The organism is Pseudomonas sp. B1-22 (assembly GCF_050474425.1).
Classification (GTDB): domain Bacteria; phylum Pseudomonadota; class Gammaproteobacteria; order Pseudomonadales; family Pseudomonadaceae; genus Pseudomonas.
Genome location: NZ_JBCHVH010000002.1, coordinates 283,603 through 301,217, shown reverse-complemented (window position 1 = coordinate 301,217; position 17,615 = coordinate 283,603). Strand labels below are relative to the sequence as shown.

The window sequence follows — 17,615 nt, the reverse complement described above, 5'->3', positions numbered from 1 at the left end:
AGCCCGCCATGCCCATCATCGACCTTCGCAGCGACACCGTGACCCTGCCCACCGCCGGGATGCGCGAGGCCATGGCGCGCGCCGAACTGGGCGATGACGTGTATGGCGAAGACCCCACCGTCAACCGCCTCGAAGCGACCCTGGCCGAGCGCCTGGGGTTCGCCGCCGCGCTGTTCGTGCCCACCGGCACCATGAGCAACCTGCTCGGGCTGATGGCCCACTGCGGCCGGGGCGACGAGTACATCGTCGGCCAGCAGGCGCACACCTATAAATACGAAGGCGGTGGCGCTGCAGTCCTCGGCTCCATCCAGCCGCAGCCCATCGATGGCGAAGCCGATGGTTCGCTGGATCTGGCCAAGGTCGAGGCGGCCATCAAGCAGGACGACTTCCACTTCGCCCGCACCCGCCTGCTGGCGCTGGAAAACACCATGCAGGGCAAGGTCCTGCCCCAGGCCTATCTCGCCGCCGCGCGCGCGATGACCCGCCGCCGTGGCCTGGCACTGCACTTGGACGGTGCGCGCCTGTACAACGCGGTGGTGAAGCTGGGCGTGGATGCCCGCGAGATCACCCGCCACTTCGACTCCGTTTCCGTGTGCCTGTCCAAGGGGCTGGGCGCGCCAGTGGGTTCGGTGCTCTGCGGCGACGCCGAGCTGATCGGCCGCGCGCGCCGCCTGCGCAAGATGGTCGGCGGTGGCATGCGCCAGGCCGGCGGTCTGGCGGCGGCGGGATTGTATGCGCTGGACCACCAGGTCGAGCGTCTGGCTGAGGACCATGCCAATGCCGAGGCGCTGGGCCGTGGTCTGGCCGAACTGGGCTATGCCGTCGAGCCGGTGCAGACCAACATGGTCTACGTCGGCCTCGGTGAGCAGGCCGGCGCGCTGGCGACTCACCTTGCCGAGCGCGGCATTCGTGTCAGCCCGGCGGCACGCCTGCGGCTGGTCACGCATCTCGACGTGAAATCGGCGGATATTCCGCGTATCGTCGAAGCTTTCGCCGCCTTTCGTCGCAACTGAGCAAGCGTAAGGCGCAATAGCCGCCGGCTATCGCACAAACACACTGTACCGAGCACGCAGGGCCGATCATAATGCGGCCCTTTGCCGGCGATTTGTGGCCGCATTTTTCCGTGGAAGAATCTATGAAAAGCGCTGAAATCCGTGAAGCCTTCCTCCGCTTCTTCGAAGAGAAGGGGCACACCCGCGTAGCGTCCAGTTCGCTGATCCCCGCGAACGACCCGACCCTGCTGTTCACCAACGCAGGCATGAACCAGTTCAAGGACTGCTTCCTGGGCCTGGAAAAGCGCGCCTACACCCGCGCCACCACCAGCCAGAAGTGCGTACGCGCCGGCGGCAAGCACAACGACCTGGAAAACGTCGGCTACACCGCGCGCCACCACACCTTCTTCGAGATGCTGGGCAACTTCAGCTTCGGCGACTACTTCAAGCGCGACGCCATCACCTACGCCTGGGAATTCCTGACCTCGGACAAGTGGCTGAACCTGCCCAAGGAAAAGCTCTGGGTCACCGTCTACGCCACCGATGACGAGGCCTACGACATCTGGACCAAGGAAGTCGGCATTCCCGCCGAGCGCATGGTCCGCATCGGCGACAACAAGGGCGCACCCTACGCCTCGGACAACTTCTGGGCGATGGGCGATACCGGTCCGTGCGGTCCGTGCACCGAGATCTTCTTCGACCACGGCGCCGACATCTGGGGCGGCCCGCCCGGCTCGCCGGAAGAAGACGGTGACCGCTACATCGAGATCTGGAACAACGTCTTCATGCAGTTCAACCGCACCGCGGACGGCGTCATGCACCCGCTGCCGGCGCCGAGCGTGGACACCGGCATGGGCCTGGAGCGCATCAGCGCCGTGCTGCAGCACGTCCACTCGAACTACGAGATCGACCTGTTCCAGAGCCTGCTGAAGGCTTCCGCCGACGCCATCGGCTGCGCCAACGACAACGCGCCGTCGCTGAAAGTCGTTGCCGACCACATCCGTTCCTGCGGCTTCCTGATCGCCGACGGCGTGCTGCCGTCCAACGAGGGCCGCGGCTACGTGCTGCGCCGCATCATCCGTCGCGCCTGCCGCCACGGTAACAAGCTGGGCGCCAAGGGCACCTTCTTCCACAAGATCGTCGCCGCGCTGGTGGGCGAGATGGGCGAGGCGTTCCCGGAGCTCAAGCAGCAGCAGGCGCACATCGAGCGCGTGCTGAAAACCGAGGAAGAGCAGTTCGCCAAGACCCTGGAGCAGGGCCTGAAGATCCTCGAGCAGGACCTGTCCGAACTCAAAGGCAGCGTCATCCCCGGCAACGTGGTGTTCAAGCTGTACGACACCTACGGCTTCCCGGTCGACCTGACCAACGACATCGCCCGCGAGCGCAGCCTGACCCTCGACGAGGAAGGCTTCGAGCGCGAGATGGAGGCCCAGCGTGAGCGCGCCCGCTCCGCCAGCGCCTTCGGCATGGACTACAACAGCCTGGTGAAAGTCGACGGCGACACCCGCTTCCTCGGCTACCAGGGCGTTTCCGGTGCCGGCCAGATCATCGCGCTGTTCAAGGACGGCAAGGCCGTCGAGCAGCTGGGTGAAGGCGAGGAGGGCGTGGTCGTCCTCGACCAGACCCCGTTCTATGCCGAGTCCGGCGGCCAGGTTGGCGACTGCGGTTACCTCGCCGGTGCCGGCGTGCGCTTCGACGTGCGCGACACCACCAAGGCCGGCGGCGCGCACCTGCACCACGGTGTGGTCGCCCAGGGCAGCCTGAGCGTCGGCGCCGCGGTGAAGGCCGAGGTCGACGCCAGCGTGCGCCAGGCCACCGCGCTGAACCACTCCGCCACCCACCTGCTGCACTCCGCGCTGCGCCAGGTGCTGGGCGATCACGTCCAGCAGAAGGGCTCGCTGGTGAACAGTCAGCGCCTGCGCTTCGACTTCAGTCACTTCGAGGCGATCAAGCCCGAGCAACTGAAGCAGCTGGAAGACATCGTCAACGCCGAGATTCGCAAGAACACCGAAGTCGAGACCGAAGAGACCGACATCGACACCGCCAAGGCCAAGGGCGCCACCGCGCTGTTTGGCGAGAAGTACGGCGACCTGGTGCGCGTGCTGAGCATGGGCGGCGACTTCTCCGTCGAGCTGTGCGGCGGCACCCACGTGTCCCGTACCGGCGACATCGGCCTGTTCAAGATCACCAGCGAGGGCGGCGTGGCCTCCGGCGTGCGTCGTATCGAGGCGGTCACCGGCGCTGCGGCGCTGGCCTACCTGAACGGTGCGGAAGAGCAGCTCAAGGAAGCGGCCGGCCTGGTCAAGGGCAGCCGTGACAACCTGCTGGACAAGCTGTCCGGCCTGATCGAGCGCAACCGTCAGTTGGAGAAGGAACTGGAACAGCTCAAGGCCAAGGCTGCCAGTGCGGCCGGCGATGACCTGGCTTCCTCGGCCATCGAGGTCAGCGGTTCCAAGGTGCTCGCCGCGCGTCTCGACGGCGTGGACGGCAAGGCGCTGCTGGCGCTGGTCGACCAGCTCAAGAACAAGCTCGGCAGCGGCGTGATCCTGCTCGGCGGCGTGTTCGAGGAGAAGGTCGTGCTGGTTGCCGGCGTGACCCAGGACCTGACCGCCAAGCTCAAGGCCGGCGATCTGATGAAGCAGGCCGCTGCGGCCGTGGGCGGGAAGGGCGGTGGTCGCCCGGACATGGCCCAGGGCGGCGGCGTTGACGCCGGCAAGCTGGACGAGGCTCTGGCGCTGGCACGCAGTTTTGTCGAACAGGGCCTCTAAGGCCCTGAAATACCGGGGTCCGCAGCGCGTCCGGCGGACCTTGGCAGCATGCGGTGATGCATGTTAAATGGGCGCCCTTCAGGAATCAGGCGGCTTTTGAAATGGCTTTGATCGTACAGAAGTTTGGAGGGACCTCCGTCGGCACCGTCGAGCGAATCGAGCAGGTGGCCGAGAAGGTGAAGAAATTCCGTGAGGCGGGCGACGACATCGTCGTGGTGGTGTCCGCCATGAGCGGCGAGACCAATCGCCTGATTGGCCTGGCGAAACAGATCATGGACCAGCCGATTCCGCGCGAGCTGGACGTGATGGTCTCCACCGGCGAGCAGGTGACTATTGCACTGCTGAGCATGGCGCTGCTCAAGCGCGGCGTGCCGGCGGTGTCCTACACCGGCAACCAGGTACGTATCCTGACCGACAGTTCCCACACCAAGGCGCGTATTCTGAGCATCGATGATGCGAACATTCGCGCAGATCTGAAGGCCGGCCGCGTTGTCGTGGTCGCAGGCTTCCAGGGTGTGGACGAGCACGGCAACATCACCACCCTCGGCCGTGGCGGTTCCGACACCACTGGCGTGGCCCTGGCCGCGGCGCTGAAGGCTGACGAGTGCCAGATCTACACCGATGTCGATGGCGTCTACACCACCGATCCGCGCGTCGTGCCGCAGGCGCAGCGTCTGGACAAGATCACCTTCGAGGAGATGCTGGAAATGGCCAGCCTCGGCTCCAAGGTCCTGCAGATCCGTTCGGTCGAGTTCGCCGGCAAGTACAACGTCCCGCTGCGCGTGCTGCACAGCTTCCAGGAGGGTCCGGGCACCCTCATTACCCTTGATGAAGAGGAATCCATGGAACAGCCGATCATCTCCGGCATCGCCTTCAACCGCGACGAAGCCAAGCTGACCATCCGTGGCGTACCGGATACCCCCGGCGTTGCTTTCAAGATCCTTGGTCCGATCAGCGCTGCGAACATCGAAGTCGACATGATCGTGCAGAACGTTTCGCACGATAACACCACCGACTTCACCTTCACCGTGCACCGCAACGATTACCAGGCCGCCCTGGATATCCTCAAGCAGACCGCCACCAGCATCGGTGCGCGCGAAGCCACCGGCGACACCAATATCGCCAAGGTTTCCATCGTCGGTGTCGGCATGCGTTCCCACGCCGGTGTCGCCAGCCGCATGTTCGAGGCTCTGGCCAAGGAATCCATCAACATCCAGATGATCTCCACCTCGGAAATCAAGGTGTCCGTGGTCATCGAAGAGAAGTACCTCGAACTGGCGGTCCGTGCCCTGCACACCGCGTTCGAACTCGACGCCCCGGCCCGACAGGGCGAGTAAGGCGGGATATACCGAAAGGCGCGGCTACCCCGCGCCTTTTGTCGTTTTTGACTGGCTGACAGGAACTTTCATTCCGACAGGACTGGTCAATACTTGGTGAAGGATTCGCGCACTTGATCTTCACGAATCTGCCACCATTTCTATTTTTGCAGACTGTTTATCCGTAATTCGTAAGGAGAAAGGAATGCTGATTCTGACTCGCCGGGTCGGAGAGACCCTGATGGTCGGTGATGACGTCACCGTGACTGTGTTGGGTGTCAAAGGAAATCAGGTGCGAATCGGTGTGAATGCGCCGAAGGAAGTCGCTGTGCACCGTGAGGAAATCTACCAGCGCATCCAGAAAGAGAAAGACCAAGAACCAAACCATTAATTTTCTTAAAAATTTTCTTTGCAAACGGGGAAAACATGGTTATCATGCGCCCCGTGTTGCGGAGAGGTGGCCGAGTGGCCGAAGGCGCTCCCCTGCTAAGGGAGTACACCTCAAAAGGGTGTCGGGGGTTCGAATCCCCCCCTCTCCGCCATTGCATCCTCTGGTGCGATGAGTTGTCCGGTTACGTAAGTGACTGAAATGATTGAAAAATCTTGTTGACAGCTCAGAAAAATCGCTCTAGAATTTGCGCCCTCATCAGCGCACTCATAGCTCAGCTGGATAGAGTACTCGGCTACGAACCGAGCGGTCGGAGGTTCGAATCCTCCTGAGTGCGCCATATACGAGGCAACGCGAAAGCGGGGCTTCAGTGGCGAAAGGGCTGAAAAGCCATTAGCTGCAACCAGTTGGTGAATCTGGTTAAACTTTGCCAACGACGCACTCATAGCTCAGCTGGATAGAGTACTCGGCTACGAACCGAGCGGTCGGAGGTTCGAATCCTCCTGAGTGCGCCACATACGAAAGGGCCTGCAGAAATGCAGGCCCTTTTTCTTTGTGCGGTAAAAAGCCTTTGTGCGGTAAATAGCCATTGCACAGTCAAAGGCCTTTGTACTGTGGAAAGTTTCCCGCAGACGCTTCGTGTCGCGAATTTCAGCGTTTTTTCTTGCCCGCCACGCAGCCGTCCTCGTCGAAGGTCACGCTGCGCGCGCCGCGCTTCTTGTCCGCCTCGTAGTGATAGCGCAGCGTCCCGTTGTGCTGGCTGACCTTGTCCGGCCTGCCGAGGGCGCTTTCCACGTCGCTGCGGGTCATCCCGGTCCTGATCCGGCCTTCGATGATCGCCTTGCGCCGGGCTGCTCCGGTCACGCGATTGCCACAGCCGTTCTGCTGTTCGCCAACCACGACCACTTCATTGTCGATTTTCTGGTCTTTCCCGCGCGTTGCGGCACGGGGTTGCGCTGCGGGCTTGGGATTCGCCAGCGGCACCGGTTCGCCGCTGCCGGGCGTGGCGTTGAAGGCTTCCTGTTGGTCCTGATGCTGGTCGCCGGGGCAGCCATACTGGCTGAAGAGGACTTTTCCACTGGCGGATGTGCAACGGAACACCATTGCCGCTTCGCTGGTCGGTAACAGAAGCAAGGTCGAGAAGAGCAGGGCGGGCAGGCGCATGGTGTCCTCCGTGACGGCGGGTCTGCCAGGAGCCTAGGTGGCGGGTTTGTAATCCGGGTCCGGGTGTCTTGTCGGGGATTTCGCGCGTCGAACCGACCGATGAACCTGCACTGAGCTTTCGGGCGCAAGCGATTGTTCTTGCCGCGATTTTGTAACGCGTACCGACCCCCGGAGTGTTATCATTTCCCGCATCTGCCCTTGATGGGCGCATGGGACAACCACCATGGACTTACCCAGTAGTTACTCAGAACCCCGATTGCGTACACACGACCTGATGTATTGATCCCCAATGGCGCGTTCTGCCACTGGGGGTGGAGCGTGCTATGACCGAAGTAGAAGCCAAGAAGCCGCAGGAAAGCCTGCAGGACCGCCTCAGCCAGGTGGTCGACCTGCTGCACAAGCACAAGCTGGTGGAAGACCTGACGCACCGTCAGGAGGGCCAGCATCACGATCTCGTCGAAAACCTGGTCCACCGCCAGAATCTTGCCGAACTTCAGCGCAAGCTGGACGAGCTGCACCCGGCCGACATCGCCCACATCCTCGAATCCCTTCCGCTGGATGACCGCCTGACGGTCTGGCAGCTGGTCAAGGCCGAGCGCGACGGCGACATCCTCCTCGAAGTTTCCGACGCTGTGAGGGAAACCCTGATCGCCGACATGGACGATCACGAGATTCTCGCCGCCGCCAAGGACATGGATGCCGACGAGCTCGCGGACCTGGCGCCGGAGCTGCCGCGCGATGTAGTCCATGAGCTGATGGAAAGCCTCGATGCGCAACAGCGCGAGCGCGTGCGTTCGGCGCTGTCCTACGAGGAAGATCAGGTCGGCGCGCTGATGGACTTCGAGATGGTCACCATCCGCGACGACGTCAGCCTGGAAGTGGTGCTGCGCTACCTGCGCCGCCTGAAGGAGCTGCCGGGCCATACCGACAAGCTCTTCGTGGTCGACTACGACGGCGTGCTCAAGGGCGTGCTGCCGATCAAGCGCCTGCTGGTGAACGATCCGGAGAAGGACGTGGCCGAGGTCATGGCCACCGATCCGGTGACCTTCACCCCCGACGAGGACGGCTACGATGCCGCCCAGGCGTTCGAGCGCTACGACCTGATTTCCGCCCCGGTGGTGGACAAGAACGGCAAGCTGATCGGTCGTCTGACCATCGACGAGATGGTCGACCTGATCCGTGAGGAGAGCGAGAGCGAAGTGCTGAGCATGGCCGGTCTGCGCGAAGAGGAAGACATCTTCGCCTCGGTCTGGAAGTCGGTACGCAACCGCTGGGCCTGGCTGGCCACCAACCTGATCACCGCCTTCATCGCCTCGCGGGTGATCGGCCTGTTCGAAGGCTCCATCGAGAAGCTGGTGGCGCTGGCCGCGCTGATGCCCATCGTCGCCGGCATCGGCGGCAACTCCGGCAATCAGACCATCACCATGATCGTTCGCGCGATGGCTCTGGACCAGATCCAGACCAACAGCGCCAACCGCCTGCTGCGCAAGGAACTGGGTGTGGCCCTGGTCAACGGCCTGGTGTGGGGCGGTGTGATCGGCCTGGTGGCCTACTACCTGTATGGCAACTGGGAGCTGGGCGCGGTGATGACCGGCGCCATGACCCTGAACCTGCTGCTGGCGGCGTTGATGGGCGTGCTGATCCCCATGACCCTGTTGCGTCTGGGGCGCGATCCGGCCATGGGCTCCAGCGTGATGATCACCGCCATGACCGACAGCGGCGGCTTCTTCATCTTCCTCGGGCTGGCCACGCTGTTCCTCATGTAGCAACCAGCCCCGCCGAAAAGGCCGCCCGCGGGGCGGCTTTTTTGTGCCCGGAACAAAAGCGGCAGGCATGAAAAAGCCGGCGCGAGGCCGGCTGTTTCGGTGCTGTGTACGACTCAGGCGTCGTTCTGCGCCATTTCGGCGTCGTGCGCGATCAGGGCGATCAGCGCGTTCTGCTGACGATGGGTCAGCTGGCGGAAGCGTTGCAGCAGTTCGCGTTCGTGCAGGCTCAGCTCCGGGCTGTCCAGACGAATGCCGAGATTGTCTTGCAATGCGCCTTCCTGGAGCAGGCTCTGCTCCAGGCGCGCGATGATCTCGGAGTTCATGCTGCGATGGTGGCTGCGAGCAACTTCAGCGATGCGCTCGCGCATGCCTTCCGGCAGACGTACGACGAATTTGTCAGCGGTGCGGCTGGAGTAGGTAGGGGTTGCCTGTTTCATTGGGCGCATACATTAAACCTGTAAGTCAGGGAGGCCGATGCCATGGGTCAGCGTTCGTTCAGGCCCTTTGACAGCAATTTCTGTTGGCCGTTCAGCGCGTCGTCAACGGTTTCGAAAAAAACCAATAACTTGACGTCAAATCTGCGACATATTGTGGCGCGGGTGAAGGCTAAATGCCAGCACCAATCATCCGAAATGCGACGTCCTCGGCAGACCTTTCTTTCGATGGGTTGAGGCGACGTCAGGCCCGATGTTGACAGCTTAGCCGAACGAATGACGGCTCCGCGCCAGCACTGCGACGGGGGGCGGCGTGTATCCGATGAGGGGCGCGCATGATGGCACAGCTGAGGTTATATGGGGCGTGTCGGCGAAAATCCAGGCGAGATTCGCTGATTTCGTACAAGGCCGCGAGTATCATGCGTCAGGCGGATCAGAATCGATGTATCGCCGAGCCGCCGGCCCCTCCAGAGAGTGTCATGACCCCAGGCAGACTTATTTACCTGATGGGCCCTTCGGGCTCCGGCAAGGACAGCCTGTTGCAGGCCGCCAGCGTTCCACTGGCGGCGCGGGACTGCCGGATTGTCCGGCGCGTCATCACACGCTCCGCCGAGGCGCGAGGGGAAGAGGCGCATTCAGTGAGCGTCGAGGAGTTCGCACGGTTGGAGCAGTCCGCTGCCTTCGCCATGAGCTGGCGCGCCAACGGCCTGCACTATGGGATTCCCCGCGAAATCGATGACTGGCTCGCTGCTGGGCACGACGTGCTGGTCAATGGTTCGCGCAAGTACCTGCCTGAAGCGCGGCGCCGCTATCCCAGGCTGATTGCAGTATTGCTGCGGGTCGAGCCCGAGGTGCTGCGTCAGCGTCTGCTCGAGCGCGGACGCGAGACGCTGGCAGAGATCGAGGAGCGCCTGGCCCGCAATGCGCATTTCGCCGATGGCCTGCCCGGCCCCCTGGTGGAGCTGGACAACTCGGTGTCCCTGGATGTCACCGTCGGCCATCTGCTGGACCTGCTCGATCCGCCGGATGCCCAGGCGAGCTGAGGGTCAGTCCAGCTGCAGCGACAGGCTCACGCCGTGGGGAGCGAAGCCCATCGCCGCATAGAAACGATGGGCCATCTCCCGGTCCTGGTGGCTGGACAGCGCCAGCTTGTAGCAGCCCCAGCCGCCGGCCCATTCCACCGCACGCCGGATCAGTGCCTGGCCTATGCCCTGGCCGCGGGCGCGGCTGTCCACCACCATGTCTTCGAGGATTGCCGAACGGGCGAAGCTGTGGGCGATGTGCTCGATGAGGTGAAGGGTGCAGGTGCCCAGCAGGGTGCCGTCGCGCTCGGCCACCAGCGTGACCCGGGTCGGTCGCTGGTGGCCCAGCTCCAGCGCCAGCAGTGCGACGTCCGGGCTTGGGTCATGGAGGCCCAGTTGCTGCAGTAGCGGCGCGAGGGCAGGGGCATCGTCCGGCGTGGCGACGCGCACGTCGAAGGTGGCGAATGGCGAATCGGGTGTCGCTTCGTGGTCCGGTGAGCTGGTGTTCACGGCAGTCCTCCACAGTTGGAAAAATTATGGACCCGTCCGGTGGCAGCGACATGACAAATTCGCCATCGGTGGTTAACATGCCGACCCGATCATGTCCCGGTAGCTCAATTGGATAGAGCGTCCCCCTCCTAAGGGGAAGGTTGGAGGTTCGACCCCTCTCCGGGACACCAGCATGCCAAGGCCCGCACTCGCGGGCCTTTTGTTTTTGCAGGGCCGATGGAAAGGGCGGCCATCATCGGAAGGCGATGAGTGCGCCAATGCACCATCGTCGAGGTGCTGTCCCATGGCGACCATGTGGGCCCGCCGCAGTTCATAATGAGAGCGGCTCTGATCCCGGCCGGTATGCGGCCAGTCCTCGTCTCAGAGGGCTGGCAAAGCCTGGACGCGTATCGATGATTTCTACCAACGAGCGAGTCTAGCGGATGCTGAGTGCGGAACTGAAAGCGTTCTATCGGGTGGCGAAGCTGGGCAGCATCACCCAGGCGGCGAAGAAGCTCGGCCTGAGCCAGCCCACCGTCACAACCCAGATCCGCAACCTGGAAAGCCAGTACGCGGTGGAGCTGTTCTACCGTGGCGGCCGCCGCCTGACCCTGAGCGACGAGGGCGCCCGTCTGCTGCCGATGGTCGAGGCGTTGCTGCAGCAGGAAGCCGACATCGAGTTCTACCTGCGCAACTGCGGGCAGATGCAGGGCGCGCTACGCATCGGCGCCACCTCTCCTTATTACGTGCTTGGCCTGATCAAGACCTTCCGCGAGCGTTATCCACAGATTGAGGTGTCGGTGGAGATCGGCAATTCCCAACAGGTGCTCGAAGCGCTGGTGGAGTGCCGGGTCGACCTGGCGGCGTCCTCGCAGCAAGTGGACGACGCCCGCCTGACCCGCGTCGTGCTGGGCAGCGACCCGCTGGTGCTGGCGGTGCACCGCAGCCATCCGCTGGCGATGCAACAGTCGGTGGCCCTGGGTGATCTGCGCAGTCACTGCCTGCTGATGCGCGAGGCCGGCTCCACCACCCGCCAGCTCACCGAGGCGATGCTGTTGGAAGCCGGTGTGACGCCGGCCTCGATGCTGGAGATCGGCAGCCGCGAGTCGATCCGCGAGGCGGTGATCCGCAACCTGGGGGTGAGCATCATCGCCCGCCAGGAGGTGCCGGATAATCCGCAGTTGTGCGTCCTGGAGATCACCGGGGCGCGGAGGATCGATGAGTACCTGTATTGCCTGAAGGACCGGCGGCAGGCGCGGTTGCCGAGTGTTTTTCTGGGGTTGGCGCAGGCGTGATTCGGTGAATCAGTGCCACGTCGGTGGCTTTTGTTGCACATCCGAAGGGCATCGCGGACGGAGTCCGCTCCTACGCAGGCGCAAAGCACTGGCGCGTTCCTGTCGGAGCGGATTCATCCGCGATGGATTTCGCGGACAAGGTCCGCTCCTACGAAGAGCGCCCTCGGCTCTGGCTTTGGAGACTTCCAGAAAAATTGCCGCACACGCCGGAGCGCCCCTTCAGGAGGCCGAGTGGAATCGGAGTTTCAGGGGTTGAGCGGCATGGATGCCGCGAGAGCCGCGATGGGCCAGGGATGGCCCTTCGCGGCGTGCCCCTGAAACTTCGATGGAGCGAGGGAACCCCGGCGAAGCCGGGGCCGGATGATGGGGCAAGACCTTTTGGTTCCTTTTGTGTCGTTTGACAAAAGGGACTCGCCCGAGGGGGCGAAATAAAACCTTTCAGCACACGCCGAAGCGACGCAGAAACACCCAAAGCCAAAGCGGCGGATAACGCCAGAGGCGTTATGCGCCCTACGAAGAGCCAGAGCATCGCGGGCATGGCCCGCTCCTACAGGAAGAGCTGGCGCCCGCTCAATCCCGCCCCCTTCACAAATTTTTTCTCTCTCATACCAAAAATTGCCTATGGATCTATCGGTGCACTTTTAGTCATCGCAACAGAGCCGTCGCAATCCCTCCCTAGCATGAACCTCGTCAAATCACGCCGCCGCCCACGGCAACGTGAGCCACAGGAATACGAGGTACCGCCATGCACACGACTATCGCCGGCACGCCGCTCAGCGTGCGCCACATCCGCAAGCGCTTCGGCCAGTTCGTCGCCCTCGACGGCGTGTCGCTGGACGTCAAGGCGGGCGAACTGGTCTGCCTGCTCGGCCCCTCCGGTTGCGGCAAGACCACGCTGCTGCGCTGCATCGCCGGCCTGGAGCGCCAGGACGAGGGCGCCCTGCACCTGGGCCCGCGAGATGTTTCCCTGCTGCCGCCGCAGGCGCGGGACTACGGCATCCTGTTCCAGTCCTACGCGCTGTTCCCCAACCTGACCGTCGAGCAGAACATCGCCTACGGCCTGGCCAACGTCAGCAAGGACGACGCCCGCCGCCGCGTCGCCGAGATGCTCGAACTGGTCGGCCTCTCCGGCAGCGAGAAGAAGTATCCCGGCCAGCTCTCCGGCGGTCAGCAGCAACGCGTGGCCATGGCCCGTGCGCTGGCACCGAGCCCGTCGCTGCTGCTGCTCGACGAGCCGATGTCCGCGCTGGACGCCCGCGTCCGCGAGCACCTCTGCGGTGAGCTGCGCCAACTGCAGAAGAGCCTGGGCATCACCACCGTGATGGTCACCCACAACCAGGACGAGGCGATGCTGATGGCCGACCGCATCGCGGTGATGAACCACGGGCGCATCGAGCAGTACGGCACCGCCCAGGAGATCTACAGCACCCCGGCGACGCCCTTCGTCGCCGAGTTCGTCGGTCAGGGCAACTGGCTGCCGTTCGAGCGCGGCAGCGATGGCCATGCCCGTGTCGGCAGCCTCAACCTGCGCCTGCAGGGGCAGGCCGCGAGCGCTTCGGGCCGGTTGTTCTGCCGCCCGGAAGCGATCAGCGTGAACCCGGTGGTGCACCAGGAAAACCTGTTCCGCGCGCAGATCCGAGAGATCACTTTCCTCGGCAACCGCTGCCGCATGAGCTTCGAGCTGGAACAACTGCCGGGCCACCCGCTGTTGGCCGAGCTGGCGCCGGAGGACATGCCGCGCCTGGGCTCCCCGGATGTCTGGGTCTCCCTTCCTCCGCGCAGCCTGCAGGTGTTCGCCTGAGATGGATGCCGTGGTGAATCACAATCCGGCGCTGTCCGCCGGCAAGCTCCGTAGCGATCTCGGTGATCGCCTGTTCGTGCGCGGTGGCAAATGCCTGCTGCTGGTGCTGCTCACTGTCGCCGTGCTGCTGCCGCTGCTGGTCATCTTCTGGCGCGGTTTCAGCAGCGCGGCGGGGCAGGGCGGTGGCGTCGCCGCCATGGGCGAGTTGCTGCGCAGCGACAATTTCCACTGGCTGCTGGGCAATAGTCTGAAGGTTTCGCTCAGCGTCGCCGCCATCGTGGTGCCGCTGGCCTATGCGTTCGCCTATGCCCTGCAGCGCACGCTGATTCCGGCCAAGGGCCTGTGGCGGGGGATTTCGCTGCTACCGCTGCTGGCGCCGTCGATGCTGCCGGGTATTGCGCTGATCTACCTTTTCGGCAACCAGGGCCTGCTGCGCGGCTGGGTGCCGGACAATATCTATGGCTTCTGGGGCATCGTCCTCGGCGAGGCCATCTACACCTTCCCCCACGCGCTGATGATCCTGCTGTCGGCGCTGTCGCTGGCCGACGCGCGCCTGTTCGACGCCGCTTCGAGCATGGGCGCCGGCCCCTGGAAGGCCTTCCGCAGCATCACCTGGCCGGCCTCGCGCCAGGGCGTGTTCGCCGCCTTCTGCCTGGTGTTCACCCTGACCATCACCGACTTCGGCGTGCCGGTGGTGGTGGGCGGCGACTACCAGGTGCTGGCGCTGGAAGCCTACAAGGCGGTGGTCGGCCAGCAGCAGTTCGGCCGTGGTGCGCAGATCGGCATGATCCTGTTGCTGCCGGCGCTGCTTAGTTTCGCCGTGGACACCTGGCTGCGCCTGCGCCAGCGCGAGGCCATGAGCGGCCGCGCGCAGGTCTACCATCCCAAGCCGTCGCGCCGCCGCGATGCCGCCTTCCTCGCCATCGTGCTGCTGATCTGCGCGGTGCTGCTGGGCGTGCTGGGCATGGCCGTGTACTCCTCGCTGGTGAAGTTCTGGCCGTACAACCTGTCGCTGTCGCTGCATCACTACGACTTCGACACCACCGCCGGCGGCGGCTGGCTGGCCTACCGCAACAGCCTGACCCTGGCCGCCTGCACCGCCATCATCGGCAGCGCGGTGATCTTCACCGGCGCCTACCTGATGGAGAAGACCCGCGAGCAACCATGGTTGAACCAGTTGCTGCGGATGCTCTGCTTCGTGCCCATGGCTGTTCCCGGCCTGGTGCTGGGCCTGGGCTACGTGTTCTTCTTCAACCTGCCGGGCAACCCGCTGCATGTGTTCTACGGCAGCATGGCGCTGCTGGTGGTGTGCACCATCGCCCACTACCTGACCACCGCGCAGATGACCGCCACCGCCGCGCTGCGCCAGCTCGACGGCGAGTTCGAGGCCGCCGCGCTGTCGCTGAAGATGCCGCTGTGGCGCCACTACCTGCGCGTCACCGTGCCGATCTGCCTGCCGGCGCTGCTGGACATCATCCGCTACCTGTTCGTCTCGGCGATGACCACGGTGTCGGCGGCGATCTTCCTCTACAACCCGGACACCATCATCGCCGCCGTCGCCGTGCTGAACATGGACGACTCCGGCAACGTCGGCGGTGCCGCCGCCATGTCCACGCTGATCCTCTTCACTTCCGCCGCCGTGTCGCTGCTGCTGGCCGGCGCCTCGCGCGGCCTGCTGCGCCGCTCCCAGGCCTGGAGGAAGTGATGCCCGGTTTCCCGTTGCACCTCGCTGAACACCAACCGTCGCACTGATCGTCATCCCCGCGAACGCGGGACGCAGCCTCATCGCGAACAGCGCTTGCGCTGGCCCGAAGGGGAATCAACCAACAGACACTGCCAAGGAGCTCCACATGTTCAAACGTCTTGCCCTCGCCGCCGCCGTGGTTGCCGGTTTCGCCGCACAGGTCCATGCCGCCGACACCGAGCTGACCGTCTACACCGCCCTGGAGCCGGAACAGCTGACCGCCTACAAGCAGGCCTTCGAAGCCGAGAACCCGGACATCAAGATCAAGTGGGTGCGTGACTCCACCGGTATCGTCACCGCCAAGCTGCTGGCCGAGAAGGATCGCCCGCAGGCCGACGCCGTTTGGGGCCTGGCGGCTTCCAGCCTGGCCATCCTCGATGCGCAGGGCATGCTGGAGAAGTACGCGCCCAAGCACCTGGACGCCATTGGCAAGAACTACCGCGACCCGGCCAACCCGCCGGCGTGGGTGGGCATGGACGTGTGGGCCGCCACCATCTGCTTCAACACCGTCGAGGCGCAGAAGCTGGGCCTGGAGAAGCCGGTGAGCTGGCAGGACCTGACCAAGCCTGAGTACAAGGGCAAGATCGTCATGCCGAACCCGGCGTCTTCCGGGACCGGCTTCCTCGATGTTTCCGCCTGGCTGCAGACGTTCGGCGAGAAGCAGGGCTGGGCCTACATGGACGCCCTGCACGAGAACATCGGCCAGTACGTCCATTCCGGTTCCAAGCCGTGCAAGCTGGCCGCCGCCGGCGAGTTCCCGATCGGTATCTCCTTCGAGTACCCGGCCGTGCAGCTCAAGCGCCAGGGCGCGCCGCTGGACATCGTCCTGCCGAAGGAAGGCCTGGGCTGGGAGATCGAAGCCACCGGCATCGTCAAGGGCACCCAGCATGAAGCCGCGGCGAAGAAGCTCGCCGACTTCTCCGCCAGCCCGAAAGCCATGGAGCTGTACAAGGAAAACTTCGCCGTGCTGGCCCAGCCGGGCATCGCCAAGCCGCAGACCGAACTGCCGGCCGACTACGAGCAGCGCCTGATCAAGAACGACTTCGCCTGGGCCTCGAAGAACCGCGACGAGATCCTGGCCGAGTGGCGCAAGCGCTACGACGGCAAGTCGGAGAAGGTTGCGCAGAAGTAAGCGCGTGAGCCCTCTTTCCAGCGGGAAGAGGGCGCTGCTCCGGCAACATCGTTGAACCCTCGCGCCTGCCGCAAGCTGCGCGGCCGGCGCGAAGGGCACCTCGCAAGAAGGATTTCCCCATGACCCAGACCCACTGCGACGTCGCCATCGTCGGCGCCGGCATCCTCGGCCTTTCCCACGCCTACGCCGCTGCCCGCCGCGGCCTGTCCGTACGCGTCTTCGAGCGGACCGCCACGCCCCTGGGCGCCTCGGTGCGCAACTTCGGCCAGGCCCTGGTCACCGGTCAGCCGCCGGGCGTGATGTCGGACCTGGCGCGGGCCAGCCGCTCGATCTGGGCGCACTGGGCCGAGCAGGCCGGGTTCTCCCTGCGCCGCCATGGCTCGCTGCTGTTCGCCCGTACCGAAGCCGAGGAGCACCTGCTGGAGGTCTTCTGCGCCGGCCGCGCCAAGGAGCTGGACTACCGCGTGGGCCTGCTGCGCGGCAGCGAACTTAATGACCTCTACCAAGGCCACTTCCGCCACCACCGCGCCGCGCTACTGGGGTTCGACGACCAGCAGCTGTATTCCCGCGAGGCGTTGCCGGCCCTGATCGACTACCTGCGCCGCGAGTACGGCGTAGCGTTCCATTTCTCCACCCTGGTGCGGGACGTCGACACCGGCGTGCTGCGTACCACGGCGGGCAGCTTCACCGCCGGGCAGGTGATCGTCTGCTCCGGTCACGATTATCAGACCCTGCTGGCCGATAGCATTGCTCCGCTGGAGCTGCAGGTGTGCCGCTTGCAGATGCTGCGCGCGCGTCTGCAGGTCGACTTCGGACTGGGGCACGCGGTGCTGACCGGACTGAGCTGCGTGCACTACGGTGCCTTCGCCGACCTGCCGGAAGCCGAGGCGATCCGCGTGCAGATCCGCCGCGAGACGCCGGAGCTGGAGGCGCAGGGCATCCACCTGCTGATCAGCCCGACGCCCCACGGTGAGCTGCTCATCGGCGACTCGCACCACTACGGTAGCGACGCCACACCGTTCAACGCGGAGGCTGTGGATAAGCTGATGCTGGCGCTGGCCGAGGACACCCTGGGCATGCGCGTGGAAGTGGTCGAGCGCTGGCAGGGCGTTTATGGCGCGCGCGGGCCGGGGCCGTTCTCGGTGCTGCACGCGGCGGACGGCGTCACAGCTGTATTGATGCATACCGGCGTGGGCATGAGCGTCGGCCCGGAACTGGGCGAGCGTACCGTCGCCGCGCTGTTTGGCTGACACGGGGGCTGTCATCTGACTTTCACCGGGTTCTGTTACTACCGGCTGACGCGG

At 64.5% G+C, this 17,615-nt stretch carries 14 protein-coding genes and 4 tRNA genes; 15 read left to right on the top strand and 3 right to left on the bottom strand.

Annotated elements, in window-relative coordinates; translation table 11 throughout:
- Positions 1–8: 8 nt before the first annotated feature.
- The 7 genes from ltaE to ACQ5BL_RS08260 all read left to right on the top strand — a co-directional run bounded on the left by ltaE (position 9) and on the right by ACQ5BL_RS08260 (position 5,979).
- A complete protein-coding gene (gene ltaE, locus ACQ5BL_RS08290; protein WP_243808788.1) occupies positions 9–1,013 on the top strand; it encodes a low-specificity L-threonine aldolase in 1,005 nt (334 codons plus the stop codon).
- 122 nt (positions 1,014–1,135) lie between these two features.
- On the top strand, positions 1,136–3,760 hold the full coding sequence (gene alaS / locus ACQ5BL_RS08285; protein WP_243808787.1) for an alanine--tRNA ligase: 2,625 nt from the start codon (positions 1,136–1,138) through the stop codon (positions 3,758–3,760).
- A gap of 101 nt (positions 3,761–3,861) precedes the next feature.
- A complete protein-coding gene (locus tag ACQ5BL_RS08280) occupies positions 3,862–5,097 on the top strand; it encodes an aspartate kinase (RefSeq protein ID WP_207887401.1) in 1,236 nt (411 codons plus the stop codon).
- A 184-nt stretch (positions 5,098–5,281) separates the two neighbouring features.
- Entirely contained in the window at positions 5,282–5,467 is a 186-nt protein-coding gene (gene csrA / locus ACQ5BL_RS08275; protein WP_003085981.1) for a carbon storage regulator CsrA, read from the top strand.
- 60 nt (positions 5,468–5,527) lie between these two features.
- Positions 5,528–5,618, top strand: a tRNA-Ser gene (locus tag ACQ5BL_RS08270).
- 109 nt (positions 5,619–5,727) lie between these two features.
- Positions 5,728–5,804, top strand: a tRNA-Arg gene (locus ACQ5BL_RS08265).
- Positions 5,805–5,902: 98 nt separating this feature from the next.
- Positions 5,903–5,979: transfer RNA gene (locus ACQ5BL_RS08260), tRNA-Arg, on the top strand.
- A 136-nt stretch (positions 5,980–6,115) separates the two neighbouring features.
- Here the strand turns inward: ACQ5BL_RS08260 and bamE are convergent.
- A complete protein-coding gene (bamE, locus tag ACQ5BL_RS08255; protein WP_243809139.1) occupies positions 6,116–6,628 on the bottom strand; it encodes an outer membrane protein assembly factor BamE domain-containing protein in 513 nt (170 codons plus the stop codon).
- 323 nt (positions 6,629–6,951) lie between these two features.
- On the opposite strand from bamE, the gene mgtE reads away from it, so the two are divergent.
- Complete coding sequence (gene mgtE, locus ACQ5BL_RS08250) at positions 6,952–8,394, top strand: magnesium transporter (RefSeq protein WP_207887399.1); 1,443 nt, start codon at positions 6,952–6,954, stop codon at positions 8,392–8,394.
- Between the two features lie 113 nt (positions 8,395–8,507).
- Here the strand turns inward: mgtE and amrZ are convergent, their stop codons facing one another.
- On the bottom strand, positions 8,508–8,840 hold the full coding sequence (gene amrZ, locus ACQ5BL_RS08245) for a transcriptional regulator AmrZ (RefSeq protein WP_207887398.1): 333 nt from the start codon (positions 8,838–8,840) through the stop codon (positions 8,508–8,510).
- 467 nt (positions 8,841–9,307) lie between these two features.
- On the opposite strand from amrZ, the gene phnN reads away from it, so the two are divergent.
- Positions 9,308–9,871, top strand: coding sequence for a phosphonate metabolism protein/1,5-bisphosphokinase (PRPP-forming) PhnN (phnN, locus tag ACQ5BL_RS08240; protein WP_243809138.1), 564 nt, complete (start codon positions 9,308–9,310; stop codon positions 9,869–9,871).
- Positions 9,872–9,874: 3 nt separating this feature from the next.
- Here the strand turns inward: phnN and ACQ5BL_RS08235 are convergent, their stop codons facing one another.
- Positions 9,875–10,360, bottom strand: a complete 486-nt coding sequence (locus ACQ5BL_RS08235; protein ID WP_243809137.1) for a GNAT family N-acetyltransferase — start codon at positions 10,358–10,360, stop codon at positions 9,875–9,877.
- A gap of 93 nt (positions 10,361–10,453) precedes the next feature.
- On the opposite strand from ACQ5BL_RS08235, the gene ACQ5BL_RS08230 reads away from it, so the two are divergent.
- The 6 genes from ACQ5BL_RS08230 (at position 10,454) to ACQ5BL_RS08205 (ending at position 17,561) form a co-directional block, all read left to right on the top strand.
- Positions 10,454–10,530, top strand: a tRNA-Arg gene (locus ACQ5BL_RS08230).
- A 252-nt stretch (positions 10,531–10,782) separates the two neighbouring features.
- Positions 10,783–11,634 carry a LysR family transcriptional regulator gene (locus tag ACQ5BL_RS08225; protein ID WP_243809099.1) on the top strand — a complete coding sequence of 284 codons (852 nt, stop codon included), beginning with the start codon at positions 10,783–10,785 and terminating at the stop codon, positions 11,632–11,634.
- Positions 11,635–12,379: 745 nt separating this feature from the next.
- Positions 12,380–13,435, top strand: a complete 1,056-nt coding sequence (locus tag ACQ5BL_RS08220; RefSeq protein ID WP_207887383.1) for a putative 2-aminoethylphosphonate ABC transporter ATP-binding protein — start codon at positions 12,380–12,382, stop codon at positions 13,433–13,435.
- A 1-nt stretch (position 13,436) separates the two neighbouring features.
- Positions 13,437–15,140, top strand: a complete 1,704-nt coding sequence (locus ACQ5BL_RS08215; RefSeq protein WP_243809098.1) for a putative 2-aminoethylphosphonate ABC transporter permease subunit — start codon at positions 13,437–13,439, stop codon at positions 15,138–15,140.
- A gap of 145 nt (positions 15,141–15,285) precedes the next feature.
- Positions 15,286–16,311 carry a putative 2-aminoethylphosphonate ABC transporter substrate-binding protein gene (locus ACQ5BL_RS08210; protein ID WP_243809097.1) on the top strand — a complete coding sequence of 342 codons (1,026 nt, stop codon included), beginning with the start codon at positions 15,286–15,288 and terminating at the stop codon, positions 16,309–16,311.
- A 119-nt stretch (positions 16,312–16,430) separates the two neighbouring features.
- On the top strand, positions 16,431–17,561 hold the full coding sequence (locus ACQ5BL_RS08205; RefSeq protein WP_243809096.1) for a TIGR03364 family FAD-dependent oxidoreductase: 1,131 nt from the start codon (positions 16,431–16,433) through the stop codon (positions 17,559–17,561).
- Positions 17,562–17,615: the final 54 nt, after the last annotated feature.